21 protein-coding genes are annotated in these 24,022 nt (G+C 57.3%); 20 read left to right on the forward strand and 1 reads right to left on the reverse strand.

Annotated elements, in window-relative coordinates:
- Positions 1–150 precede the first annotated feature (150 nt).
- The 14 genes from HF931_RS06520 (at position 151) to HF931_RS06580 (ending at position 14,921) form a co-directional block, all read left to right on the forward strand.
- Positions 151–999: a DNA -binding domain-containing protein gene (locus tag HF931_RS06520; RefSeq protein WP_112062494.1), complete on the forward strand. Its 849-nt coding sequence runs from the start codon at positions 151–153 to the stop codon at positions 997–999.
- Between the two features lie 132 nt (positions 1,000–1,131).
- Positions 1,132–1,974, forward strand: coding sequence for a type IV toxin-antitoxin system AbiEi family antitoxin domain-containing protein (locus HF931_RS06525; RefSeq protein WP_112062495.1), 843 nt, complete (start codon positions 1,132–1,134; stop codon positions 1,972–1,974).
- Positions 1,971–2,891 carry a nucleotidyl transferase AbiEii/AbiGii toxin family protein gene (locus tag HF931_RS06530; RefSeq protein WP_112062496.1) on the forward strand — a complete coding sequence of 307 codons (921 nt, stop codon included), beginning with the start codon at positions 1,971–1,973 and terminating at the stop codon, positions 2,889–2,891. The genes HF931_RS06525 and HF931_RS06530 overlap by 4 nt, the downstream gene beginning before the upstream one ends.
- Before the next feature lie 304 nt (positions 2,892–3,195).
- Positions 3,196–3,939 carry an antirestriction protein ArdA gene (locus HF931_RS06535; protein WP_273242577.1) on the forward strand — a complete coding sequence of 248 codons (744 nt, stop codon included), beginning with the start codon at positions 3,196–3,198 and terminating at the stop codon, positions 3,937–3,939.
- A 3-nt stretch (positions 3,940–3,942) separates the two neighbouring features.
- Entirely contained in the window at positions 3,943–5,673 is a 1,731-nt protein-coding gene (gene ltrA / locus HF931_RS06540) for a group II intron reverse transcriptase/maturase (RefSeq protein ID WP_273239838.1), read from the forward strand.
- A 3-nt stretch (positions 5,674–5,676) separates the two neighbouring features.
- On the forward strand, positions 5,677–6,093 hold the full coding sequence (locus HF931_RS06545) for an antirestriction protein ArdA (protein WP_273242579.1): 417 nt from the start codon (positions 5,677–5,679) through the stop codon (positions 6,091–6,093).
- Positions 6,094–6,102: 9 nt separating this feature from the next.
- Positions 6,103–6,576: a hypothetical protein gene (locus tag HF931_RS06550; RefSeq protein WP_273242581.1), complete on the forward strand. Its 474-nt coding sequence runs from the start codon at positions 6,103–6,105 to the stop codon at positions 6,574–6,576.
- Positions 6,573–8,600 carry a ParB/RepB/Spo0J family partition protein gene (locus tag HF931_RS06555; RefSeq protein ID WP_273242583.1) on the forward strand — a complete coding sequence of 676 codons (2,028 nt, stop codon included), beginning with the start codon at positions 6,573–6,575 and terminating at the stop codon, positions 8,598–8,600. Before HF931_RS06550 ends, HF931_RS06555 begins: the two co-directional genes overlap by 4 nt.
- Positions 8,601–9,060: 460 nt before the next feature.
- The gene (locus HF931_RS06560; protein ID WP_112062486.1) at positions 9,061–9,384 is read left to right on the forward strand and encodes a DUF736 domain-containing protein; all 324 of its coding nucleotides are present in this window, start codon (positions 9,061–9,063) and stop codon (positions 9,382–9,384) included.
- 179 nt (positions 9,385–9,563) lie between these two features.
- Positions 9,564–9,806, forward strand: a complete 243-nt coding sequence (locus HF931_RS06565) for a helix-turn-helix domain-containing protein (protein ID WP_112062485.1) — start codon at positions 9,564–9,566, stop codon at positions 9,804–9,806.
- Complete coding sequence (locus HF931_RS17155; protein WP_420537720.1) at positions 9,749–10,525, forward strand: S26 family signal peptidase; 777 nt, start codon at positions 9,749–9,751, stop codon at positions 10,523–10,525. The genes HF931_RS06565 and HF931_RS17155 overlap by 58 nt, the downstream gene beginning before the upstream one ends.
- Positions 10,522–12,450, forward strand: a complete 1,929-nt coding sequence (locus HF931_RS06570) for a DUF3363 domain-containing protein (RefSeq protein ID WP_272981634.1) — start codon at positions 10,522–10,524, stop codon at positions 12,448–12,450. The genes HF931_RS17155 and HF931_RS06570 overlap by 4 nt, the downstream gene beginning before the upstream one ends.
- A 118-nt stretch (positions 12,451–12,568) precedes the next feature.
- Positions 12,569–14,533, forward strand: coding sequence for a conjugal transfer protein TraG (locus HF931_RS06575; protein ID WP_065382681.1), 1,965 nt, complete (start codon positions 12,569–12,571; stop codon positions 14,531–14,533).
- A gap of 4 nt (positions 14,534–14,537) precedes the next feature.
- The gene (locus tag HF931_RS06580) at positions 14,538–14,921 is read left to right on the forward strand and encodes a hypothetical protein (RefSeq protein ID WP_035551450.1); all 384 of its coding nucleotides are present in this window, start codon (positions 14,538–14,540) and stop codon (positions 14,919–14,921) included.
- 65 nt (positions 14,922–14,986) lie between these two features.
- Here HF931_RS06580 and HF931_RS17160 read toward each other — a convergent pair whose 3' ends face one another.
- Positions 14,987–15,178: an ion channel gene (locus tag HF931_RS17160; protein WP_081806120.1), complete on the reverse strand. Its 192-nt coding sequence runs from the start codon at positions 15,176–15,178 to the stop codon at positions 14,987–14,989.
- A 248-nt stretch (positions 15,179–15,426) separates the two neighbouring features.
- Between HF931_RS17160 and HF931_RS06585 the strand changes: the two genes are divergently transcribed.
- The 6 genes from HF931_RS06585 to HF931_RS06610 all read left to right on the forward strand — a co-directional run bounded on the left by HF931_RS06585 (position 15,427) and on the right by HF931_RS06610 (position 24,013).
- Positions 15,427–17,889 carry a TonB-dependent receptor gene (locus HF931_RS06585; protein WP_065382680.1) on the forward strand — a complete coding sequence of 821 codons (2,463 nt, stop codon included), beginning with the start codon at positions 15,427–15,429 and terminating at the stop codon, positions 17,887–17,889.
- 92 nt (positions 17,890–17,981) lie between these two features.
- Positions 17,982–18,755 (forward strand): SDR family NAD(P)-dependent oxidoreductase, encoded by a 774-nt coding sequence (locus HF931_RS06590; protein ID WP_034763796.1) that lies wholly within the window; start codon positions 17,982–17,984, stop codon positions 18,753–18,755.
- Complete coding sequence (locus HF931_RS06595) at positions 18,755–20,179, forward strand: aldehyde dehydrogenase family protein (protein ID WP_233348649.1); 1,425 nt, start codon at positions 18,755–18,757, stop codon at positions 20,177–20,179. Before HF931_RS06590 ends, HF931_RS06595 begins: the two co-directional genes overlap by 1 nt.
- A 57-nt stretch (positions 20,180–20,236) precedes the next feature.
- Entirely contained in the window at positions 20,237–21,907 is a 1,671-nt protein-coding gene (locus HF931_RS06600) for a class I adenylate-forming enzyme family protein (RefSeq protein ID WP_197020228.1), read from the forward strand.
- Positions 21,908–21,996: 89 nt separating this feature from the next.
- The gene (locus tag HF931_RS06605; protein WP_175354394.1) at positions 21,997–23,058 is read left to right on the forward strand and encodes a helix-turn-helix domain-containing protein; all 1,062 of its coding nucleotides are present in this window, start codon (positions 21,997–21,999) and stop codon (positions 23,056–23,058) included.
- Positions 23,059–23,206: 148 nt separating this feature from the next.
- Complete coding sequence (locus tag HF931_RS06610) at positions 23,207–24,013, forward strand: enoyl-CoA hydratase/isomerase family protein (protein ID WP_083180593.1); 807 nt, start codon at positions 23,207–23,209, stop codon at positions 24,011–24,013.
- Positions 24,014–24,022: the final 9 nt, after the last annotated feature.

A 24,022-nucleotide genomic window follows, 5' to 3' on the forward strand; every position in this document is an offset into this window, starting at 1 on the left:
CTTATCGTGACTGCTGGGGGAGTAAAGCCTGTATTGGCTCATGCGCATGATGGGAGACGTGGATTGGGGGCTTTTAGGCGTATTTAAATAAATCAAAGGTAGAAATTGGCATTGGCCTTGCATGAGCGCAGTTGGGTATGGGAGGCGCAGATGAAGGCCTATCCTTTGAAGTCTGATGGCGTGTTGAAGCGCTATGATTATCTCTGGCGGTTGTCAGCCGATCGCTGGGCCTGGGAATATCTCCGGCGCAATCCGGTCTTTCGGTTTGATGCCGCCTGTTGCAGTACGGAAGATGTCTCCGAGCGGGAGGCGCCCTGTGCGCCAATCCGTCTCTTGCGGCCGCGTGTTCCGCAGACGCTGGCCCAGCGCTGGGGACTGCTGATGATGGCGGATCCGGATCAGACGGGCCTTGAGGCGGATGTGTTCTGGAGCCGGGCCGCCCATCCGGACCAGGTCGAGGTCTATTGCGGGCCCCGGGGCGAGGAGGAGCGGTGCAGCATCTGGGACCGGACGGTGCCATACTGCAGGATCACGCATCTGACCGACCGGCATGGGCGTGAGTTCCTGCTCCTGCGGGGCAATGGCTGCGTCGTTCAGGTACGCTGCACAGGCCTCTCCCTTCTCGGCATGGAACAGGTCCGCCTGAAACTCACCATCTCGGACATGGAGGCCTATGAGCGGAAGCTGAAGGCCCAGCGGGACGCGTTCGATATTTACGGGAATGATTTTGAGAGCCAGACACCGCTCTGGACCAAGCGGACGCAGATCCTGCGGGACGGGCTGATCGCTCTGGACTGCCTGGAGCTTGGCATGAGCCGGCGGGAGATAGCCACCGTTCTTTATGGCAAGGAAGCCGTTGAGTCCGAATGGGCTGACGATCGCGGATCTATGCGGGATGCCGTGAAATATCTGGTGAGCAAGGCTGAAGGGCTTCGCGATGGCGGATACCTTGTGGAATTGCTTGGTGGAGGATTGGGTCCTTATCTGACGGCTGCTTAATCCAGTCGATTGACCTTTTGAGAGTTAGCATTTTTGTTGGTTTGAAAATTATATTGAATATTCACCTTGGGTGACTTCTCTGGCATTTTTTCAAACTTGACAAAAGTTTGAAAAAATGCAATTTCACTCACCATGAGTGATCAAAATGCTAAAAAATTAAACCAACTACTGAATTGGTTGCCAGACGATGCTGTTGTGGATGCTGCGACTCTGGAAGAGCGGGGGTATGCGTCCAACCTCCGCACAAAGTATCTGCACTCCAATTGGCTGTCTTCGCCGGTACGAAGCGTTTTCATGCGTCCGGGTAGCAAGCTTACCTGGCAATCCGTGGTCTATTCCCTTCAAACCCTGATGTCGAAGGACATCCTGGTGGGCGGACGCACGGCGCTCGAACTCAAGGGTTATAGTCACTATCTGGAATTCAGCGGCGAGAGGACCATAACACTTCATGCCGACACGCCCTTGCCGGCATGGCTGACAAAACTTCCGGGACTGAATGTCAGATTTGAAGCTCGCCGGCCCGACAGACTCTTTGGATCAGGAAACATAGAAGCTGTTTGCCTCGCCTATAGAGCAGCCCAGAAAGCAGGTGGAGCGTCTCTCGACGTCGAAGCATTCGAATGGGGACGCCCCGGCCAGGCAATCCTGATCTCGACCCTTGAGCGCGCCGTGCTTGAATTGCTCGAAACCCTTCCGGATGGAGACAGCTTCCATCAGGTCGATCTTGTCTTTGAAGGCTTGAGTTCGCTTCGTCCGCGCAGGATGCAATCGCTGCTGGAGTTCTGCAAAAGCAAAAAGACGGCGCGTCTCTTCTTCTTCTTCGCGCGCCGGCACCAGCATGGCTGGCTCAAGTATCTTGATGAAACCAAGGTAGACTTCGGGCACGGCAAACGATCCATCGTTTCCGGCGGTACTCTTGACCCTCGCTATCATATCACCGTGCCATCTGAACTGATGGAACAGGGCACTCAATGACCGACAGGGCCACTTATGAAGGGCAGGTAGGCCTGTTGGTCCGTGTCTTGCCGCTAGTGGCTGAAGAAGCCTGTTTCGCTCTGAAAGGCGGAACAGCGATCAATCTCTTCTACAGGGACATGCCGCGCCTTTCGGTCGACATCGATCTTGTCTATGTGCCGATCAGGCCGCGGGCTGAGAGTCATCAGGAAATCGATGAAGCTCTGGGTCGAATTGCCGGTGCAATTGAACGAAGAATTGCAGGGGCTCAATGTCTCCGCGCCCAGGGTGGAGGGAATCTCGAAACCCGGATGATTGTGACGCTGGATAACATCAGTATAAAGATTGAAGTCAATCCCAATATGCGGGGGCTGCTCGTCGCTCCGGGGCTGAAGCCGGTCAGCGAAACTGTCGAGGATCGATTCGGATTTGCGGAAGCGAATCTTGCTGCATTTGAGGAAGTCTATGCCGGCAAGCTCGTCGCCGCACTGGATCGGCAGCACCCGCGGGATCTGTTCGACATCCTGCTTCTCAAGGAAGGTGACGGCATCAGCGACGATCTCTTTTCGGCCTTCCTGATATACCTGTCCTGCTCGCCGCGACCCATGCACGAATTACTGTCTCCAAACTTGAGGAACCTGGAAGAGCCATTCGCACGCGAATTTGCGGGTATGACAGCCGAGATGATGGAGTTGGCAGCGCTTGAAGAGGCGAGGGCTTGGCTGATTGCCGATCTTCAATCCCGGTTGACGGGAACCGCTGCGACCTACCTTCGCGGACTGCACGACGCAGCACCTGATCTCTCACTCATCGGAAGACCCGCTGCTGGGAATTTCCCGGCCATCACCTGGAAACTGCAGAACATCGAAACTCTGAAGCGCGACAATCCCGATCGACATCGCGAAATTGGGCACTTGCTGGAAGCGCTGTTGCACTAGTCTTTCCAATATAGGTCTCCCGCGCCGGCCTGCAGTCGTTTCCAGCGAGGGGAGGGGTGCCTGAGCCTGCGCATACGCTAGTCTCCTTGTGCGTGCGTGCCTCCGGGCAGCCGGGTGTGGGCGGACGGCACGTCTGGCCGGGCGCGCAGCCCGCGCAAGGCGCCGGTGGTGGATCGTCTCTTTCGTCTGAATATTTCCTACCTTTCCGCCTTGCGCGTCCCGCTTGTCCGCCCGGCCTGCCGGCCTTTTCCGCCGCCCACCCCCGCCTGTCGCGGGCAGGACGCGGCAGAGAAGGAGACCCGACATGCCCTGCGAACCCGCAACCCCTGCGCCCCTTGGAACTGCTACCGCACCCCCGCCTGAAGACATCCCCCGCATCTACGTGGCGTGCCTTGCGGCCTACAATAATGGCTGCCTGCATGGCCGCTGGATCGATGCGACGACGCCGGATGAGATCAGAACGCAAGTCCGCGCCATGCTGGCGGACTCGCCGCTGCCCGGCGCCGAGGAATGGGCGATCCATGGTGCGACCAGAAAGTCGCATCTGTTGAGTGAGGCAGGGATGCCTCTGGTCGAGCCTTCTCGACCATTTCTAGCCGGAGCGTGCGAGCTGGGTAACCGGCTGGTGCGAAGCCTCCGGAAACGAGCGGGGAGCTGGCAGCCACACGCCGGTGAACCGCCCAAGGAGAAGACCGGTATGGTGAACGAAAGTGAATCTGTGTTGATGCGTCGTTACCCATCAGTCCCCCGGAAGTGGCTTTTACGGGGAGCAAGGGAATGGGCTGGGGGCACGTGGATCCCTCAGTCGGAAGGTCGATATTCCCCGGCGTATAGCAGGCACCTAACCCGGTCGCATCTCACAGATGCGGAACTGAGTAACCCCGATGAGGTCCGGTCGCTGGCAACAGCATTCGGTAAGCGGCTCGCAAGAGCCGCCCAACTCCTCAGCGGGTGTAGGAAGTTATCAGAAGCAAATGCCGCCAGCCGAAAGGCACGGGGAATACATAACCCGGCGGATAGGGCCATGCCCAACCTGAAAGGGTGCTGACAGATGACTGGTGAGTCCCCCGTAATCTCATGGAACAGCAACCGAACCGTTCGTGAAAAGATGGACGGGCCGCAAGGCCTGATCGTAAGCGGCGGAACTGTTCAATGGCAGACCATTGACTGGCCTGCCGCCTATCGAACCGTCAGGACGCTGCGCCGGAGAATCTATCGGGCGACTGAAATGCGGGACTGGAAGACGGTTCGCTCGTTGCAAAAGCTGATGCTGCGCAGCCGGGCGAACCTGCTCGTTTCCATCCGAAGGGTCAGCCAGATCAATCGCGGGAAAGCCTCTCCCGGTGTCGATGCGCGAACCGCACTGACGCCGACCGAGCGGGCCGACCTTGCGAACCAGCTGGGGAACCTCAAGGCATGGGAGCCGCTTCCAGCCCGGAGGGTGTATATCCCTAAAGCGAGCGGTAAGAAGCGGCCGCTCGGAATCCCGTCCCTCATCGACCGGTGCCAGCAGGCCATTGTGCTCAATGCACTTGAGCCCTGTTGGGAAGCGCAGTTCGAGGGGACAAGCTACGGGTTCCGGCCCGGTCGTAGCGTCCATGACGCCATCGAGCGGATATATCTGGCAACGAAATCCGGGTCCAAACGGGTCTGGGTTCTTGATGCCGATATCAAAGGCTGCTTCGACAATATCGACCACGACGCCCTGATGGAGGCCATCGGCAACTTCCCCGCAAGGGGAATGATCCGCCGTTGGCTGAAGGCAGGCTATGTGGAAGATGGCGTGTTCCACGCCACCGAGCAGGGCACACCGCAAGGCGGGGTCATCAGTCCCCTACTTGCGAACATCGCCCTGCATGGAATGGAAGAAGCGCTGGGCATTGAGTATCGCGGAGGCACGAGCGCCTCATACGTGAAACCTCACTGCCCTGTCTTTGTGCGGTATGCTGATGACTTCGTCGTCATCTGCCACACCGAGACGCAAGCGCTTGAGGCCAGGACACGGGTTGCGGCCTTTCTCGCCGGGCGCGGTCTTTACCTCTCCGAGGAGAAGACCAGCATCCGGCACATACGGGAAGGCTTCGACTTCCTCGGCTTCAATGTCCGTTCCTACAAGGTGGCAGACCGCGCCGCTGGCACGAAGACCCTGATCAAACCTTCCAAGGACGCCGTCAAAGCGTTCAGGAAGAAGCTCAGGGACCTGTTCCGCGCCCATGTCGGTTCGGATCAGGGGCAGCTGCTTGCAGCTGCCAATCCGGTGATACGTGGATGGTGCAATTACTACCGCTACAGTGTCGCCGGGAAAATCTTCTCGGGGATCGAACACTATGTCCATGTCCGGCAACGTCGCTGGTGCCACCGTGCCCATGCGAGGAAGCTGAAACACTGGTGGATGCGGAAATACTTCGGGCGGCACTATAACTGCCCGAACTTCAGCTACACCTTTATGGACAAGCAGTCTGGTGCGTTCATGATCCATCCAGCCGCGATCAAAATCGTGCGCTGGACGATGGTGAAGCACCGCAACTCTCCCGACGATCCGTCTCTCGCCGACTACTGGCGAAACCGGACCCGCCGGATGGGAGGGACTGACCTCACGCGCAGTTGGCAGAAGGTTGCGCAGCGGCAACGGCACACGTGCCCGACCTGCCGCGAGAGCCTCTACAATGGCGAAACCATCCGCATGTCTCATGTGGATGGGGACAGGACGAACGGTTCCTACCGGAACCTGCGACTTGTCCACGCCGACTGCCGCCGCGCGGCACAACAGGGACTTGCTTGAGCCGTGTGCGGGGAAACTTGCAAGCACGGTTCTGAGGGGACGGGTCGGCGGCAACGCCGACCTGTTACCCGACACTATGAAGGCTTCGAAGGCGCGAGCCTGTCGGAATACGCTTCCTTCGAGACCGTGTGTGCGCTGGCCGAGTTCATCGGAGAGCACGGACGCCTTGGCGCGAAGGTCTATAACTATTTCGGCAACAACCTCGACGCGGCCGTGGCGGCTTACGAAGACTATGCGGGCGAATACTGCTCAACCGCCGACTTTGCCGAGGAACTGACCCGCGAGTCCGGCACCGAAATCCCGTCCTCCCTCGAATACTATATCGACTGGCAGGCCCTTGCCCGCGACATGGTCCTTAATGGCGAGATCCTCGTCTTCCAAACGGGCTTCGATGAAGTCCACATCTTCTGGACGCGGTGAGGGGCGAACATGACCTTTACCGAACGCTTTGCCGCTTTCGTCTGCCCGGGCGACACCATTGCCTGCACGGTAGATGAGTTCACTGTCATGGCCCGGATCGTGCCTGACGATTGCCCGAAAGCACCCGACCAACGCCAGGACGGATTCTGGCCATCGCTCTACAAGGACGCTCCGGGGTTCATCGGTCCCGGCAATGGTTTTCGCAAGCGGTTCGCCAAGGCGCAGGCTGAGGCCGAAGCCGTCATGGAGGCATGGCGCAAGGGCGACTGGTTCTATTGCGGGATCGTTCTCTCCGTCGCGCTGGAAGGCGTCACGCTTGCCGACAATGCCGCCAGCCTCTGGGGCGTTGAGGCGAACTATCCGGGATCGGATAATGCCAATCTGACCGAAGTGGCAGACGAACTTCTGCCGGAGGCCTTGGACACCGCCCGCGCCGTTCTGGCGCGCCTGCGCGCGGCCCCGGCAGGCGAGGCGCGGGCATGAGCCGCGCCCTCTCGGAGAGCGAGCGCATTCTGGGTCCGCGACCTCAGATGACGCTGGTCGTCGAGGACGACCGCGTCGTCGAAATCTGGGTCGCGGGCCGCGCGCCGCGCATTGCCATCCGCGACTATGACTGGGGCCGGACAGACCCGGCCCCCGCCTTCGACCGCGAAGGCTTTCCCTATTCTGACATTCACTGGAGCGGCCCGGCATGGGCGCTGGGCCTCTCCCTTTACCCGCCAGAAAAGGAGACCCCCATGGCACAGCCCGACCTCACCCATATCCCACTCGACCAGATCAGTGTGTCGAAGCTCAACATGCGGCACGGACGAAAGAAGCCAGACGTGTCCAACATCCTGCCGTCCATCCGCGAGAAAGGCATCCGCCAGACGCTGCTCGTCCGCCGCGAAGGCGATGGCTTCGGCGTCATCGCGGGCCGCCGCCGCTACTTCGCCCTGCTCGAAATCGCCAAGGAAACTGGCACCAATCCGCTCGTGCCCTGCGCCGTGATGAGCGAGGAAGATGCCGCCTCCGCCATCGAAGCTTCGATCATCGAAAACGTCGCCCGCCTGCCTGCCACCGAGATGGAACAGTATGTTGCGTTCAAAAAGCTCGCGGATGAGGGCAAGCCACCGGCTGACATCGCAACCTTCTTTGGCGTGACCGAGCTTCTGGTGCGCCGTGTCCTCGCCCTTGCGGGCCTCTCCGCACCGATCCGCAAACTCTACGCCGAGGATGAAATCGACCGCGAAACGATACGCGCCCTGACGCTGGCAACGCCTGCCCAGCAGGCCGAATGGCTGAAACTCTGGAACAGCGAAACCGAGCGAGCACCGTTCGGCCGCGCCTGCAAGGCATGGGTAACGGGCGGCTCTACGATCACAACCGACAAAGCCCTGTTCGACCTTGAACGCTATGAGGGCGCAGTGACCTCCGACCTGTTCGGGGAACGCGCTGTCTTTGCGGATGCTGAGGCGTTCTGGAAGGCTCAGGCAGAAGAAGTGTCAGCGCGGATCGAGCAATACCTGGCCCGTGGCTGGGCCGACGTCATCTGCCTTGAGCGCGGGGCATATTTCCAGCGCTGGGACTATGTCCAGACCACCAAGAAGAAAGGCGGCAAGGTCTATGTGGAGCAGCGTCATGACGGCACGGTGAGTTTCCATGAGGGCTGGCTCAAAGCCTCCGAGGCGCGCCGCGCCAAGCGCCAGAACATAGATGAAGGGACGCTGCCACCAACCGGCATCAAACCCGAAATGTCCGGCCCTATGGCGGACTATGTTGGCCTCCACCGGCACGGTGCCGCTGCCGCCAGCCTGCTCGCGGCACCCGCCATTGCCCTTCGCCTGATGGTCGCCCATGCGATCACAGGCTCCTCGCTCTGGAACGTCCGTCTGCATATATGTGGCGCGCGGAAGAACGAGACGCATGAGAGCGTAGCGGGCTCAGTTGCACGGGCAGAAATCGATGCTGCGTCGGAACAGATAGACGCCCTGTTCAGCGCACTCGGCGCGATGCGCCCGCGCGCGAACGGTGATGCCTATTCGCTCTGCGCAACCTTCTCCGCCCTGCTTGCCATGTCGGACGAAGAAGTGATGCAGGTGCTGGCGCTGACGATGGCCGAAGCGCTGGAGGCGGGCGGGCCAGTGGTCGAGGCAGTCCTGCACGTCTGTGGAACCGATCTCGGCCGCTACTGGTCGCCGGATACCGCGTTCTTCGACCTCCTGCGCGACAAACGAGCAATCAATGCGATGGTCGCGGACATCGAGTCCCCGAGCGTGGCGGACAGCGTCGCCAAGGAGAGCGGCAAGGTCCAGAAGGCGCTGATCAAGAACCGGATCGAGGGTGTGGATTGCGAGCCCAATCCCGGCTGGCGTCCCGGCTGGATGCAGTTGCCGCCAACTCGCCTTGTGGAGGGTGCAGGGTGCGCAACAGCCGAAGCATGGGAACGTGTTGCAGGCCTGTTCGAGGGTGAGCAGGACGACACGTCCCAGCCCGAAGCGGAGCCTTGCGAAAACGCCGCTGCCTGAGGTTCGTCTCCTCCCCTCCGGCAATGTGCGAGCCGTCCGATGCCTGGCATCGGGCGGCTTTTCGCATTCGGGTTCGAGCGAGCGGGTGCCAACGGGAACGAGGTTCATCCCTTCAGACTGCCTGCCGAAAAATCGCGCGTCTCAAGGTCTCGCAGGACATATTGGAGCGCATGCTGGATGAGGTTCTTCCCTTCCATCGGCAGCGGTCTTCGGACCCCTTGTTCCCGTCTCTTGCCGCATGACCTGGACGCGCTGACCCGGCCCTGAAACCGGACGGACGAAGAATTTTCCCCGCCGCTTCGCGGCTTCCTCGCGCAGCAAAATTCCCCGCCCGTCCGGTGCTCCACTACGTTGCGCCCGCATGCGGTTCAGGCCCGGCTCAGCCCGTCCTTTCGGTCCGGCGTCGACGGGGACAAGGGGTCCCCGGAGACCAAGCCAAAGGAACGAAAAGGAGAACCCAATGGCAAACGCACTCGGATATGTCAGCGAGACCAAGGCCGGCTTCGAAGGCACCCTCGCAATGATGAACCTCAATGCCTCAATCCGCATCGAGAAGAATGACGAAAAGGCCTCAGAAGGCCAGCCGGACTACCGCATCTTCGCCGGAGAAACCTCGACCGAAATCGGTGGCGGCTGGATGCGCAAGGCGAAGTCTTCGGGACGGGAATACGTCTCGCTGACCCTCGCCGACCCGCAGATCGGTCCCCGCCGGATCTATGCGAACCTCGCGCCCGTCAAAGGCAAGAAGGGCCGCCACGTGATCCTCTGGAACCCGAAGGATTGACGGTTCCAAGCCCCTCATCGAGCCGCTCCGGAGCAAGCCTCCGGGGCGGCTTCCGCATGTCAGAAGCATGGTGAACAGGGGAGGGGAAAAATCCGGGCCACGCATTTTTCCTCTCAAATCCTGCGCAGGATCGCGCAGTCTCATCGCATCGCACAGATATCAGTGAAAGGAGCACAACAATGAGCGATGCAGATACAACGGCGCCTCAGGCGGCGAACGACAACGACCTCTTCAACGTGGTGGAGGCCGCGAACTTTCTCCGCCTCAAACGTTCGACGCTTGACCACTATCGCTGTGAAGGCAGGGGCCCGATCTATCGAAAGCATGGCGCGCGCGTCTTCTACACGCGTGCCAGTCTGATGGCATGGTCCGAGCGCCAGATGTTCTCGTCCACGTCTACTCGCGTCGAGAAAAAGAAGTGAAGAAGCACTGGGTTTCCGCGACAGCAGCCGGAATTCTAGCTGCTGTTGCAGGACTGGTATTTGATCCGGGTGCCCGCCTATTCTGGAACCGGACAGGCAGCGCGCCGATAGGTCTCTACGGGCTAGGCGATGACCCATTCACAAGAGGCGATTGGGTCATCGTCTCAGCCCGGAGCGGTGAAGCGGATTGGGCGGCTGCGCGCGGTTACGTCGGGAGGGAATGGCCCCTCATCAAGGGGATTGCCGGGCTTCCAGGCGATGAAATTTGCCGGGACGGCAGCGCTGTATTGGTGGAAGGAATCCATGTCGCAGAGGCTTTGGATGCTGACACTCTGGGGCGTGCGATGCCGGTTTGGGAAGGCTGCCAAGTATTGGGACGAGACGAAGTTTTTCTGCTCAATCAACATCCGCGATCGGTTGATGGACGTTATTTCGGACCGACAAAGGTCGGCGATCTCGGCGGGGTTCTTGTTCTTCTCTGGAGTCCGGATGGACGGAAGGCGGACATGTCGGTGCAAGGCGATGCAGAGCGTGGCCAGGAATTCTCAGGCGGACCCGGTAGGGCAAGATTGAAGCTATGGCACCACATGGCGCCTAACCCCTTGTCTGCACATCTGTTTTTTGGCGCCCTTTGCACAGCATTGTGGTGCATGCGTTTCTCGAAACGCGTTGAAATTACTGAATATTCCTTGGTGCACGGATTGAGTGACCTCCGATGAGCGAGGAAAGACCCTTCACGCCGCGGCTCGGACGTATACGCGATCAAGGCGCGCCCGCAGGCAAGCGCTTGTCACGCCAGCTGAATAAGGCCGGAGCGAGACTTTCCAAAGCCTCTCGCAAGTCTGCCTTTACAGGCGCGCGTTATGGCACGGGCGGCGCGGCCCGAACCGGTGGTTCTCGCCATAGGCATTTGTCTCGCCAACACATGCGCCGCGTCATTGTCAAAGTGCATATCGCAAGAGCGCGCGGCGCAGGTCCCGGACTCTTTCGCGCCCATGTCAGCTATCTGCAGCGCGACGGTGTCGATCGCGAGGGAGAAGGAGGCATTCTTTATGATCGCGATCAGGAGGGGATCAGCCCCCGCGAATTTCTGGAGCGTAGCGAGCATGACCTCCACCAGTTTCGGATCATCGTCTCGCCGGAAGATGGCGCACGTATGGGGGACCTCAAACAGGCCACGCGCGAACTGATGGCGAGAATGGAAAGGGATGTCGGGCGGCGTCTCGATTGGGTCGCCGTTGATCACCACAATACAGGCCATCCGCATACCCATATTGTTGTGCGGGGTCGCGACGCCCGGATGAAGGATGTCGTCATCGCGCGGGACTATCTCACAAAGGGCCTCCGAGAAGCTGCCGAAGAACTCGCCACGCAACGGCTCGGACCGAGGCGAACATTGGAGATCGCGGGTGCGCGTCAGAAGCAGGTGGATCAGGACCGCTGGACAGGGCTCGATTCCGAGATCGAAACGCGATTGGAGAACGGCGCATTCAGGCTAGGTGATGCAAGCTCGAGCAAAGAGCGGTTTGATCGGTCCTTGCGCTTCGCGCGCATCAGGCACCTTGAATCTCTTGGCCTGGCTGAACAGGACGGCACGCTCTCCTGGCGAATGAAACAGGGCTGGCAAGAGCAGCTAAAACGCAGAGCACGGCGCGGCGATATCATCCGCACACTTGCCGCTGAATTCGGCGAACGAGAGTCCGACATTCGATTTGTTCAGGACCGCGCGAAAGACGCCGCCCCCATTCGCGGGGTCGTGAAGGCTTATGGCCCGGAGGATGAACTTCGCGATACGCGCTATCTGCTTATTGAAGATTTTGACGGTGGCATCTGGCATGTGCCTTCTGCAGCGGTCGATGTTCACGCCCGCCCGCCGCAAGGCGCAGTGGTGGAGCTCTCCCGCGCGCGAGCCGTGGCGCGTTCCTCGGACAAGGCCATTGCTGAGGTCGCAGAGCAAACCGGCGATATCTGGTCGGAAGCCCTGCACGCCCGCCACGATCCCGGATCAAAACCAGCCTATCATCTGACACTGAAGCGGCGGCTCGAAGCTTTGCGGCGTGTGGGTATTGGGGAGCGCCTTGCGACCGGTGAATGGCACATTGGCGAAGACTTTCTGGAGCGCGCAGCGGCATATGAGGCGGGCCGATCCGGCGGCGTCAAATTGAGTGTCCTGTCCTGGCTTTCACCGAAGATGCAGATCGACCGCCTCGGCGAAACATGGATCGACGACCTGTCAGAGGATGCAGCAGCGCAGCAGCAAACCTTGAAGGACTTGAAAGCAAGTCGGCAGATCTGGCTCCGCGAACAAGGCTATCTGGGTGCGGGCCAATCAGAACTCATGGAAGAGCAGAAAAGCAAGCTGCGCGCTCTGGAACTGAAGCGTGAGCGGGACACCATCGCAGTCGCTTCAGGCCGAACCTCTGTTCAGCTGGCGAAAGGGGATCGGTTTGAGGGCAAGCTCGAAGGGCATGTCGACCTTGCAGCCGGGCGTATGGCGATCATTGGCAACGCAAAGGAATTCGCGCTGGTGCCATGGCGTGGCAGTCTTGGTCGGCAAATGGGACGAGAACTGACCATAAAACGCACCGCGTCGGGTATTGGCTGGAGCATGGATATGGGGCGTTCCAGAGGGCTGTCTCGCTAGACGGCTTGGATGGCTTTGCAAGGCGCTGCGGGAATTGGCGCAGAATCCCGCTGGTCCAAGACCAGTCTCAGCAATCATTCTTGGGAGACGACAAATTGCTCTTTCAAGGAGGCACGCCATGACCGGCACAAAGATACTCATTGGCCAGATCATGGTGGTGTTCGCGCTGATCATCGGAGCGGTCTGGCTCGCCACACAAATGACCGCTGACGCGCTTGGCCATCAGGCAGCGCTTGGCGCGCCCTGGTTCATCGCAGGCGAAACACCAATCTATAAACCGTGGCGGCTGTTCCAATGGTGGTACGCCTATGAAGCCTATGCGCCGGAAGTGTTCGCACGTGGCGGGCTGATCGCGGTCTCCGGTTCGGCGCTCGGCTTTCTGGCGGCGATCATTGGTTCTGTCTTGCGCAGTCGCCACGAGCGCCATGTCACCACTTACGGCTCGGCGCGATGGGCCAGCGCACCCGATTTGAAACGCGCCGGATTGTTTGCGGATAAAGGCGTGTTCCTGGGGCGTTGGCAAAAGCGCTATCTGCGTCATGACGGCCCTGAACATGTCATGGCGTTTGCACCAACGCGTTCAGGCAAGGGCGTGGGGCTGGTTGTACCAACCCTGTTGTCCTGGACCGGCAGCGCCGTCATCCACGACATCAAGGGCGAGAATTGGGAGCTCACGTCTGGCTGGCGATCCGGATTTTCCCGATGCGTGCGGTTTGATCCAACCGACCGGCGATCCCCGAAATATAATCCACTTATGGGCGTGCGCCGCGGCGAGCATGAAGTACGCGATGTTCAGAACATCGCTGACATACTGGTTGACCCTGAAGGCTCGCTGGAGCGCCGAAACCACTGGGAGAAGACCGGACATGCCTTGCTCGTCGGTGTCATCCTGCACGTGCTTTATGCAGAAGCAGACAAGACACTCAGCGGCTGCGTGCGGTTCCTGTCCGATCCGAAACGCTCCTTCGCCGTCACACTCCGTATCATGATGACAACGCCTCATCTGGGGGAGAGAGGGGTGCATCCGATAGTTGCGCAGGCCGCTCGAGAACTTCTCAACAAATCAGAGAATGAGCGCTCCGGGGTTCTGTCCACGGCTATGAGTTTCCTGTCGCTTTATCGTGACCCCGTGATCGCAGAAATCACCAGCCGGTCGGACTGGCGCATCGAGGACCTGGTTGAAGGGGAGAGCCCGCTTTCGCTCTATCTGGTCGTCCCGCCATCCGACCTGTCTCGGACGAAGCCGCTGATCCGGCTGATCCTTAACCAGATTGGACGCAGGCTGACGGAAGATTTGCCCGAAAAGAACCGCCGGAAACTGCTCTTCATGCTGGATGAGTTTCCTGCGCTCGGGCGGCTGGACTTCTTTGAAAGTGCACTCGCCTTCATGGCAGGCTATGGCATCCGCGCCTATCTGATCGCTCAATCCCTGAACCAGATCGAAAAGGCTTACGGGCCCAATAATTCGATCCTGGATAATTGTCATGTGCGCATTGCTTTCGCGACCAATGATGAACGCACCGCCAAGCGCGTCTCTGATGCGCTCGGAACAACAACGGAACTCCGCTCGCAGAAGAACTATACCGGTCACCGGCTTGCGCCCTGGCTCTCTCACTTGATGGTTTCACGCCAGGAAACTCAGCGCGCGCTTATAACGCCCGGCGAGGTCATGCAACTTTCTGCCAGTGATGAAATTATCATGGTGTCCGGAGCGCCGCCCGTGCTCGCCAGGAAGCTTTGTTATTTCAAAGACGCAAATTTTACGAAACGAGTCTTGTCACCAGCGCCCGTCGAATGGAGCGGCCAAGCATGTGACGCCGAATGGACATCCATTGTTGCGGCCCCGCCGTTCCAGGAGCCGGAGGCTAAGAAAGATATCGGACAACCCGATAGTGTGTCACTGAAACGGACGAGAGAACCTGAGTACACGAATGATGATACGCGTGAAAAATGCGTACGCGAGCCAAGTGCTGACGCCAACATAGACGATGAGATTGATCCGACCAGCGATCAAAATCTGGAAACCGTAAGACGCGCCGTAGCGGCAGATCGCGGCGATCCTGACGTCCTTCCGGGGTTCTGAGTGGATGGGAAAGCCGCGCGTCAACATACGGATTTCGACAAAGCTCTATGCGCAACTGTGTGAGGCAGCTGACAAGCCAGGGGTGACAAAAACGGCGATCGTTGAAGACGCACTGAGAGCATGGTTCGATCCAGAAGCGCGTTCAGTGCTGGAAGAGCGTTTGCTCGCCCGCATGGACGCCTTCGATCAGCATCAGGCGGATATGGAAAAGGACCTGGCCTACACTTACGCCACGCTGTCGCACTTTGTGTACTATTGGCTTACGCGGACCGAACCTATTCCTGAGGGGGAGCGTGATATCGCGCATGCGCTGGGGCAGAGGCGATTGGAGTATTTCAATGAGCAGGTGAGCAGCAAAATGTCTGCCGCGCCTGAGCCGGCCGCCTAGACGGGAGAAATGGACCCATCATAATTCTCGGTTCAGAAGTCTTGATTCGGAAGTATGGATACATTTCACACGAGCAGGCGCTGGCTCGATGGTTTCGTTGCGGTGCGAGTTCCGTACATGCCCACCAACCGAGACAACAATATTACCGTATACAGAACACCAATGACCGCCTCGAACGCGGCGGCGGCTTGAGGGTAATGCCCTTGAGGGGTGATATCGCCATATCCGAGTGACCTAGCCCCCTGAACTGCAGCCATGTTTTAGTTATAGAACTAGGCTGTTCAGGGGGCTAGGTCATCTGGTCGGACGATCGCGGATGTCGGGCATGGAAGGATTTGAGCAGGATAAGGCCCTCTCGTATCGCGGAATGACGATCTGTTGGCGTGAACTGGTATGACTCTAACAGAGCCATCTTTCACCAGAGTTCATAATCTACTTTCGCGTCCTTGTGCATCATAGCGGGAACGGAAACACGGAGCACAAAAGGGCTCTTGGGAGGATATATATGAACCAGAAGTTTAGACTCAATTTGAGCGGCGCAGCAATTTTGCCGATCGCCATTGCCCTTGCCACGCCGGCCTATGGGCAAGTGGCAGATGTCCCTGCCGAAACAGAAGCGGAGCGGGAAGCAAGACTGACAACAGTGACTGTTACGGCACGTAAACGGGACGAGACGCTGATCAATGCGCCGGTGGCCGTGACCGCCGTTTCCGGAGCAGAGCTGGAAGCGCAAGGGGTCACGAACCTTGAGCAGATTTCCGCGCGCGTGCCGGGCCTGCAGGTCGGTCGGGGAGCGCAAACCTCGAACATCTTTATCCGAGGTGTCGGATCTGGTATCAACAAGGGATTCGAGCAATCGGTTGGCCTTTATGTGGATGGCGTTTATCAGCCGCGCAGCCGCCAATTCTCACAGTCCCAGTTCGACCTGCAGCAAGTCGAGGTTCTGCGTGGGCCCCAAGGCGTTCTATTCGGTAAGAACACGGTTGCTGGCGCGATCAAGCTTGAAACGGCCTCGCCAGAAGTCGGAGAGGAACTCAATGGTTGGGTCGGTGTCACCTGGGAACCAGAATTCAATACGCAAAGCTACTCGGGCGTCTTTTCCGCGGGCTTGGCGGATAATTTGGCAGGCCGGTTGGCAATTCGTTATACGACAACTGACGGATATGTTGAGAACCGTGTCTTTGATCGCGACGAAGCCGAGCGCGAAGACATGTTCGCCCGGGCGACGCTCGCCTGGCAACCAACGGAGAGTTTAAACGTTGAGACGAAACTGAGCTATCTTGAAATGGACGGGGTCGGTAAGGAGCTTACCATTAATGCGATTGATGATCGCCTGCCGACGCCTAGCACGATAGCGCTCTCACAAATGCTTCATCCAGACTTTGGAGTTTCTACTGGCGATACCGCTTATGTCAGCTTCAGCGGCAATCCCGCATTCCGTGTCGGCGATCCTCCAATCTCCGACACGGAGACAACCGAATCATTGAGCGGATCTGTGAAGGCAGAATGGGAGTTCGATAACTTTACCCTCACTTCGATTACTGGCTACTCCTCTTTCGATTTCGCTCAACATCACGATGTGGATTTTCTGCCTGTCAGCTTCATTCACAATCTTGATGAAGAAGAACTGGACATGTTTAGCCAGGAACTTCGCATTGCCACAGACTGGGATGGGCGCATAAATTTCTTGGGCGGGCTGTATTATGAAAACCAGGATGCTTATATTGAAGAGACAACGGCGTTCAATGGCACATTTGGCGTTTTGCCAACATCGATTTTGCCCGGCGGTATTGTTAACGTTGCTCAACGCACTTTCTTCGATCAACAAGCCGAAACGATTGCGCTTTTTGGCGAGCTTGGCATTGACCTGACCGACAGCGTCACACTTGAACTAGGTTTGCGTTACTCCGAAGATGAGAAGAGCATCGATAAGAGTGTTGTTGTTGGAGCCGGCACACCCCGAGACTTCGTTGGCCTTGTCACACCCGCAGACACGATCGGGTCTGCCGATCTAACCGAATATCTAACCGCCGCCGCTACTGTTGGGGGTGCAGATGGATTGAACTCTGCAACGACTTTTGCCGCATTGCTCAACCGCTTTGCTGCTGACCTCAACGATACGCGAACAGAAGATCATCTTGATCCATCTGTAAAACTGCGCTGGCAGTATGCTGACAACGGGTCGGCCTATATTTCCTATTCCACTGGCTATAAATCTGGTGGTTACAATTTCAGTCCTGACACGGCGGAACCGGATGGGAGCCCGCGTCCGGGTCATGAATTTGAGGATGAGAAAGTCACGGCTTGGGAAGCTGGTATCAAGCACCAGTTCATGGGTGACCGTGCTCGCATCGGGGCAATCATTTTCCGAAGCGAGTTAGAAGACCTGCAGGTAACCTCGTGGAGTGGGACAAGCTTCGTGGTTGGGAACGCGGCTGAACTTCAAGTGCAGGGGCTGGAACTTGATGGCCAGTTCCTTCTCAGCGACGAAATCGAGATTGGCGGTGCGTTCGCCTATCTCGATCACGAATTCCAGTCCTTCCCAGGGGCAGGGTGTTCAGTGATCGAAACGGGCTTGGGCACATGCCCGGATTCTGCAGGTGTGGGTACCAAGGACCTTGCCGGCGAACGCGGGGCCTTTGCGCCCGAGTTCAGTGGTAACGTCTATCTCGCCTTCAATCGCAGTTTCGAGAATTTCGATCTGAATGCCCGGATTGGAGCCAACTTCAAGGACGAGATGTTCCTGGATGGCGACCTCGACCCGAACGCGTTTCAGGAAGGATATACGAAATTCGATGCTCATGTCGGGGTGGAGTTTGGCCGCTACGAATTCCGTGTATTCGGTCGCAACCTAACCGATGAAGCCACCTATACCGCCTCGGTCGACGCGCCACTCAGCCCGGGCGTGTATGTTGGCTGGATCGAAGAGCCGCGCGTGATTGGTGCCGAAGGCCGTATAAATTTCTGATCGTCTTGTAGCAGCCTCCTTTCCATCGAAGGGAGGCTGCTCCAGACTTGAGCAGTTGAAAGCTGACAATAGCAGGTCAGGAGCTTGCGAACATGAAACTCGATGGAAAAGTCGCTGTGGTTACAGGTGGTGCCTCTGGACTAGGCGCTGCTGCGGCGCGCAGTTTTGTTGAGCAGGGCGCACGCGTCGCGCTCTTCGATCTGAGCGAAGTCGCAGGAAACGCGCTCTGTGGCGAACTTGGAAACAAGGTCTGCCAGTTCTTCAAGGTCGATGTGACCGATGATCAATCGGTTGCGGATGCGGTGACAAATACCGTCGAGAAATTCGGGGCCATTCAGATTGCTGTCAACGCGGCAGGCATTCCGGCACCGACCAAAATTCTCGACCGGGACGGCAACCCTTGTCAGCTCGACAAGTTCACCAAGGTGATCATGGTCAACCTCGTCGGCACGTTCAACGTCATGAGTAAATGCGTCGCCGTCATGGCGAGGAACGCACCAGACGATCTGGGCGAGCGGGGAGTCGTTATCAATGTGTCATCCGGTGCCGCCTATGAAGGGCAAATAGGTCAGGCCGGCTATTCAGCGTCCAAGGCGGGTGTGATCGGTATGAACATGCCGGCGGCGCGGGAACTCGGAGCCGTCGGCGTCCGTGTCAACGCGATCGCACCGGGGCTGTTTTTGACACAGATGGTGAAGAGTCTGGGTGAGAAGGTGGTCGTTTCACTGGTCGACACTGTCGAGGCGCCACGCCGCGCCGGAGACCCCATGGAATTTGCACACGCATGCCAGTTCATCGTCGAGAATGGATACTTGAATGGTGAAACAATTCGCCTCGATGCGGCAACACGTTTGAGGGCGAGATAGTGGGGATTGAAACCGGCATCACCGAGCTTGAGAGGATATTCACCCTGCAGCGTTCCCTCACGCGAGAGCAGGTGTCCTGCAGCTATGAAACCCGGATGGACCTGCTGGCTCGTCTTGGGAAAATGTTCGAGACGCATGAAGACGAACTCATTAACGCGGTTACGGCTGATTTCGGAATACGCAGCCGGTATGAAACCATCCTGACAGACATCATGCTGGTTCTGTCGGATGTGAAATTTGCACGGCGCCATTTAAAACACTGGATGAAGCCGCGCAGTGTCAAAACTGACACGTTTGGATTGCCGGGATCTTCGCGGCTAATTCCGCAACCCCTTGGTGTCGTCGGCATTCTCGGAACCTGGAACTATCCCTATGGCACAGTATTCGCCGGTGCGGCGGGTGCGTTGGCGGCTGGCAACCGGATTATTGCCAAGCCAAGTGAAATTTCGGCTCATTCAGCTGAAATTTCGCAGCGTCTTGTTCGCAAGTATTTTTCAGAAGAAGAGATGGCAGTGGTAATCGGCGGCCCGGATGTCGCGCAGCAGATGACGTCTCTTCCATTCGATCATATTCTCTTCACCGGTTCGCCCAATACAGGTAAAAAAGTCGCCCAGTCGGCCGCAGCCAATTTGACACCAGTGACGCTTGAGCTTGGCGGCAAGTGCCCCATTATCATTGATAAAAGTGCTCATTTTCCAGAAGTCGCGCAGAGCCTTGTTTTCGGCAAGCTCCTCAACGCAGGACAAACGTGCATCGGTGTCGACTACGCATTCGTTCCAGAAGGGAGTGTAGAAGACTTTGTGTCAGCGCTCGCCAGGCAGGTGCACAAGTGTTTTGGCGAGATCGAAGCCAATCAGGACTATACAAGCATTATAAATCACCGGCAGTTTGACCGTTTGCGGGGACTGGTTGAAGACGCCCGCGCAAAAGGTGCCGGAGTGACCAATCTCGCAGGCAGTGGCGATGGCATGTTCGAGGCTGCTCATCGAATAGCCCCGCTGGCTGTGACCAATGTTGCAAGCGATATGGGGCTGATGCAGGAAGAGATTTTCGGGCCGATTCTGCCGATCCTGACCTATCGTACGGAAGACGAAGTAATCGAGTACATCAATGCTGGCGAGCGGCCACTGGCACTTTACTATTTCGGTAAAGACAGTGCAGGTCGACGAAAAATCCTTGGCGAAACCCATGCTGGCGGCGTGACCCTGAACGGCACGGTGATGCACGTCTTCCAGCGCCGTCTTCCATTTGGCGGCATCGGGCAAAGCGGGATCGGATCCTATTTGGGGCCGGGAAGTTTCGAGCGGTTCAGTCATTTGAAGCCGGTGTTCTCACAATCGAAGATCAGTGTGCTTAGCCAATTGCTGCCTCCCTATTCTTCGAAGACGGGCTGGTTGCTGAATCTATTTAAAAAGCTGCTTTAAATCGATCCTGTACGCAGCAATCTTAGGGTGGTGTAGACAAAAGGGAGGACAGTCTCTGTGTTCGGAATTTTCTCAAAAAAGCGCAATGACCGTGAACTGATGCCTGTTGACGTCGCTCCAAGTTCTGCTGCAGCATTGGTTTCGACAGAAGGCGGGCGGGTAAATTACAGCCGTGTCATGCAAGGGCTCGCGGAATCCTTCGGAGATCGTGAGGCGATTGTGAATCTTGAGCGTGGCCGCCGGCTGAGTTTTCGTGACTATCACATCATAACCAATCAGATTGCACATATTCTCAATGGAAACCTGAATCTCGGCGCGGGCGACCGATATGTCTGTATGCTGCAAAATGACAATCTCTCCCTGTTCCATTGGGGGTCAGCTGCAAAAGCTTATGCAACATGTTGTCATGCCAACTACCTCGACAGCCTGGAAACGCATCTTGGCCAGATCGACATCGTCAAGCCCAAAGTCGCGTTCATCGAGAATGACCTCCTAGCCTCCCATGCTGGCCCGCTTACCGAACGCGGCATTCAGATTGTTGTGATGGATGCTCTGGTCAAGCCATATTCAGGCGTGTTGGCCCTTCCCGATCTTTTGGCGAACGCGTCGACAGAGAACACAGATATTGAAATCGATGATCGAACGCACGTCGTGCTCATGCGCTTTACAGGAGGCACGACTGGTGACAGCAAGTGCGCGAAGTATTCAATCGACAACATTCTGGGGTGCCGCGATAGTTTCCTGACACTTCCAGACCCGGATTTCTTCGATGGCTGCCGCATGCTGCATATAGCTCCCATTAGCCATGGCAGCGGTATGATGCTTTTGCCGGTTCTGTTCAGCGGTGGTTGCACGGTAACAATGAACGAGCCCAGTCTGGAGAACTGGTGCCGCTATATCCAGCAAGAGAAGATTTCTCACGCCTTCATCGTACCGACTCTGGCGTACCGCCTTTTGGAAATGCCCGAAGCACGAGAGTATGACCTATCCTCATTGCGCACGGTGTTGTATGGCGCGGCCCCCATGAGCCCGGCCAAGGCCAAGCTCCTGGTTGAGCGATTCGGTTCAATATTCACACAAGTGTACGGCTCCACGGAACATCTGGCGGCAACCCTCTGCCTGAGCAAGAAAGATCATATCGTGGACGCCGAGACTGAAGGCCGACTCGCGTCCGCGGGTCGACGCTCAACCGGGATCGAACTGTCGGTTTGCGATGATGACGGTAATCCAGTTCCTGTAGGCGAACTCGGCGAGTTCTATTTGCGATCGCGCTCAACCTGTCTTGGCTATGAAGGCAATCCAGAGAAGACGAAGGAGGAATTCGTCAACGGATACTGGAAGTCAGGGGATATCGGATATACGGACGAAAACGGATATTGCTACCTGGTTGATCGGAAGAAGGACATGATCATCACGGGTGGTTTCAATGTCTATGCGACTGAGGTTGAGGCCGCAGTCAACTCCCATCCTGGCGTTTTGATGTCAGCGGTTGTCGGTGTTCCCCACGAAGAATGGGGCGAGGCTGTACATGCGGAAGTCATCCTTAACGACTCTGTTGAGGTGGCCGAATCTGACCTGATTGCCTATGTAAAAGAGCAGATCGGATCTTTCAAAACACCAAAATCCGTGTTGTTCGTGGAGGAACTGCCTCTGAGCGTCGTTGGTAAGGTGTTGCGAAAGGATGTACGTAAGAAATACTGGGGCGGCCAGGTCCGCAGTATTGGCTGAAGCGTGTACAATCCTGTTCAAAAATTGGACAAACCGTCATGAACCGATAAAGCTTGTCATCGAAGACGGTCGTACAGGACAATCGATATTTGAACCACACATCATCAGGTAAGGCGCAACCAGAATTGAGTGAGACGCGGTCAGTCATTGCATCCTGGCTCATACAGATTGTGGCCATATTGGACGAATTTGACTTTTCCATTGATGTACCAGATCTACTGCGGCGTGCGGAAGTTGATCCTGATATTCTCCAGGACCCGAATGCCAGGGTGCGGTCTAGACGATTCAGTCGCTTCATTGAGCTCATCGTAGAGGCGACAGGTGATGAGACGATCGGGCTGAAGCTGGCCGAGCGAAATACGCCCGGCTCAATGCATGCGCTTGGGTATTCATTGTTCTCAAGCCGAACGCTGGAAACATTCTTCCACCGGTTTGATCGTTTTTTCAGGCTAATTTCTCATTCTGCTGAGACAAGGTCTGAAATCAGGAAGGGGTGCCTCATTCATTCCATTGAACTCAAGGAAGACGTGCCGCCGGTCCGCCAGGATGTTTTTTTGGCGACGGTGCTTCGCTTCGTCAGAATGGTTTACCGAGCGGACTATTCTCCTGTTTTGGTAAGAATGCGTCGTCCGAAACCTGGTAAGGTCGCGATGGATGAATTTGATGCCTTTTTCTGTTGTCCGATCGAATATGGTCACGACAGTCTAGAGCTGCATGTGGCCGAGAAGGACTATACGCGCGTGCTGCGCGGCGCGAATTCCGACATTGTTCGAAGGAATGACCAGATTGCGATGGAATACATTGCCCGGTTCGATGAACAACAAATTATTCCGCGGATCCGGGCGGCGATTGTCGAAATGCTACCGGATGGAGCTGTCTCCCTGGAGTCGGTTTCAAGAGAGCTAAATACAAGTAACCGAAGTCTTCAGCGCCAATTGCAGGATGAGGGCACAACCTTCAACACCGTGCTCGACGATGTTCGCCAGCATCTCGCTATCGGCTATTTGCGGACAGGTCGTCGGTCCATCAAGGAGATATCGTATCTGTTGGGATACAAGGACCCCAGCAATTTCTCCCGTGCGTTTCGCCGGTTAACGGGGCAGTCCCCGCAGGAATTCCTCGAGAATGAGCGCCAGCTGGACGATAGCTGACATCGCTAGAGCTCTGCATTGCCTTGGGAGGCTCGACTGACGACGCTTTGGCGCACGGTGACATGCGTCTGATGTTCAATAAGTTTTCTGGCCCGATAAAGTGAAGCCTCATCTGGAACGGGCCAAGTTTTGGAGCGAACGCGGCCCAATGCTTGGAATTGGACAATTGTCGTTTGAAACCCTGAAATTTGAGGCGGAAGATTCGTGTGCACGAATTACCCTGACGCGTCCGAGCAGCATGAATGCACTGTCCGCTCTAATGGTGAATGAACTTGCGCAATGTGTGAAAGATGTTGCCGAGCGCGATGAGATTCGAGTGCTGACTATCACTGGGAGCGGGCGCGCCTTTTGCTGCGGTGCTGACCTGAAGGGCGTTTTGGGGGAAGTTCAGGCTGGTGACAATACCGGGTTTCTTGGCTTCCTTCGCGACATTCAGAACGTGTTTTTGGCTATTCGTGCTTTGCCGAAGCCGACAATTGCAGCGCTCAATGGATTGACTTTGGCCGGCGGACTGGAGCTAGCCATGACCTGCGATGTCGTGATGGCGGCGCGCAGTGCGCGGCTGGGCGACGCCCATTCCAATTTTGGTGTTCTGCCGGGCGGCGGGGGATCTCTCTTGCCGAGGTATGTTGGCGAAAAGAAAGCGAATTATCTCCTATTCTCCGGCGATCATTGGTCGGCGGAAGCGTTTCGTGAAGCCGGATTTGTAAGCCAAGTTGTTGAGGATGACGACTTGTCATCGGTTGCAGAGGCGCTTGCTGCAAAGCTGGCGGAGAAAAGCCCGCTTGTACTTCAGCGTATGAAGGAGATGGTTGCCGGAAGCGCACACTTGTCCGCGCGCGAAGCCATCGCGTTGGAAATGCGCCATCTCGAAGCGCATGCAAAATCCGCTGACTTCCTCGAAGGGCTTTCAGCCTTCAGTGAGAAACGAACACCGAAATATTCAGGCCAGTAGCGGCCATCT

Source organism: Hyphomonas atlantica corrig. (assembly GCF_017795365.1).
GTDB lineage: Bacteria > Pseudomonadota > Alphaproteobacteria > Caulobacterales > Hyphomonadaceae > Hyphomonas > Hyphomonas atlantica.

Bases quoted from the DNA above. Each gene is read 5' to 3' on its own strand.
- HF931_RS06520 (WP_112062494.1), top strand. From the start codon at position 151: ATGAAGGCCTATCCTTTGAAGTCTGATGGCGTGTTGAAGCGCTATGAT.
- HF931_RS06525 (WP_112062495.1), top strand. From the start codon at position 1,132: ATGAGTGATCAAAATGCTAAAAAATTAAACCAACTACTGAATTGGTTG.
- HF931_RS06530 (WP_112062496.1), top strand. From the start codon at position 1,971: ATGACCGACAGGGCCACTTATGAAGGGCAGGTAGGCCTGTTGGTCCGT.
- HF931_RS06535 (WP_273242577.1), top strand. From the start codon at position 3,196: ATGCCCTGCGAACCCGCAACCCCTGCGCCCCTTGGAACTGCTACCGCA.
- ltrA (WP_273239838.1), top strand. From the start codon at position 3,943: ATGACTGGTGAGTCCCCCGTAATCTCATGGAACAGCAACCGAACCGTT.
- HF931_RS06550 (WP_273242581.1), top strand. From the start codon at position 6,103: ATGACCTTTACCGAACGCTTTGCCGCTTTCGTCTGCCCGGGCGACACC.
- HF931_RS06555 (WP_273242583.1), top strand. From the start codon at position 6,573: ATGAGCCGCGCCCTCTCGGAGAGCGAGCGCATTCTGGGTCCGCGACCT.
- HF931_RS06560 (WP_112062486.1), top strand. From the start codon at position 9,061: ATGGCAAACGCACTCGGATATGTCAGCGAGACCAAGGCCGGCTTCGAA.
- HF931_RS06565 (WP_112062485.1), top strand. From the start codon at position 9,564: ATGAGCGATGCAGATACAACGGCGCCTCAGGCGGCGAACGACAACGAC.
- HF931_RS17155 (WP_420537720.1), top strand. From the start codon at position 9,749: ATGGTCCGAGCGCCAGATGTTCTCGTCCACGTCTACTCGCGTCGAGAA.
- HF931_RS06570 (WP_272981634.1), top strand. From the start codon at position 10,522: ATGAGCGAGGAAAGACCCTTCACGCCGCGGCTCGGACGTATACGCGAT.
- HF931_RS06575 (WP_065382681.1), top strand. From the start codon at position 12,569: ATGACCGGCACAAAGATACTCATTGGCCAGATCATGGTGGTGTTCGCG.
- HF931_RS06580 (WP_035551450.1), top strand. From the start codon at position 14,538: ATGGGAAAGCCGCGCGTCAACATACGGATTTCGACAAAGCTCTATGCG.
- HF931_RS17160 (WP_081806120.1), bottom strand. From the start codon at position 15,178: ATGGCTGCAGTTCAGGGGGCTAGGTCACTCGGATATGGCGATATCACC.
- HF931_RS06585 (WP_065382680.1), top strand. From the start codon at position 15,427: ATGAACCAGAAGTTTAGACTCAATTTGAGCGGCGCAGCAATTTTGCCG.
- HF931_RS06590 (WP_034763796.1), top strand. From the start codon at position 17,982: ATGAAACTCGATGGAAAAGTCGCTGTGGTTACAGGTGGTGCCTCTGGA.
- HF931_RS06610 (WP_083180593.1), top strand. From the start codon at position 23,207: ATGCTTGGAATTGGACAATTGTCGTTTGAAACCCTGAAATTTGAGGCG.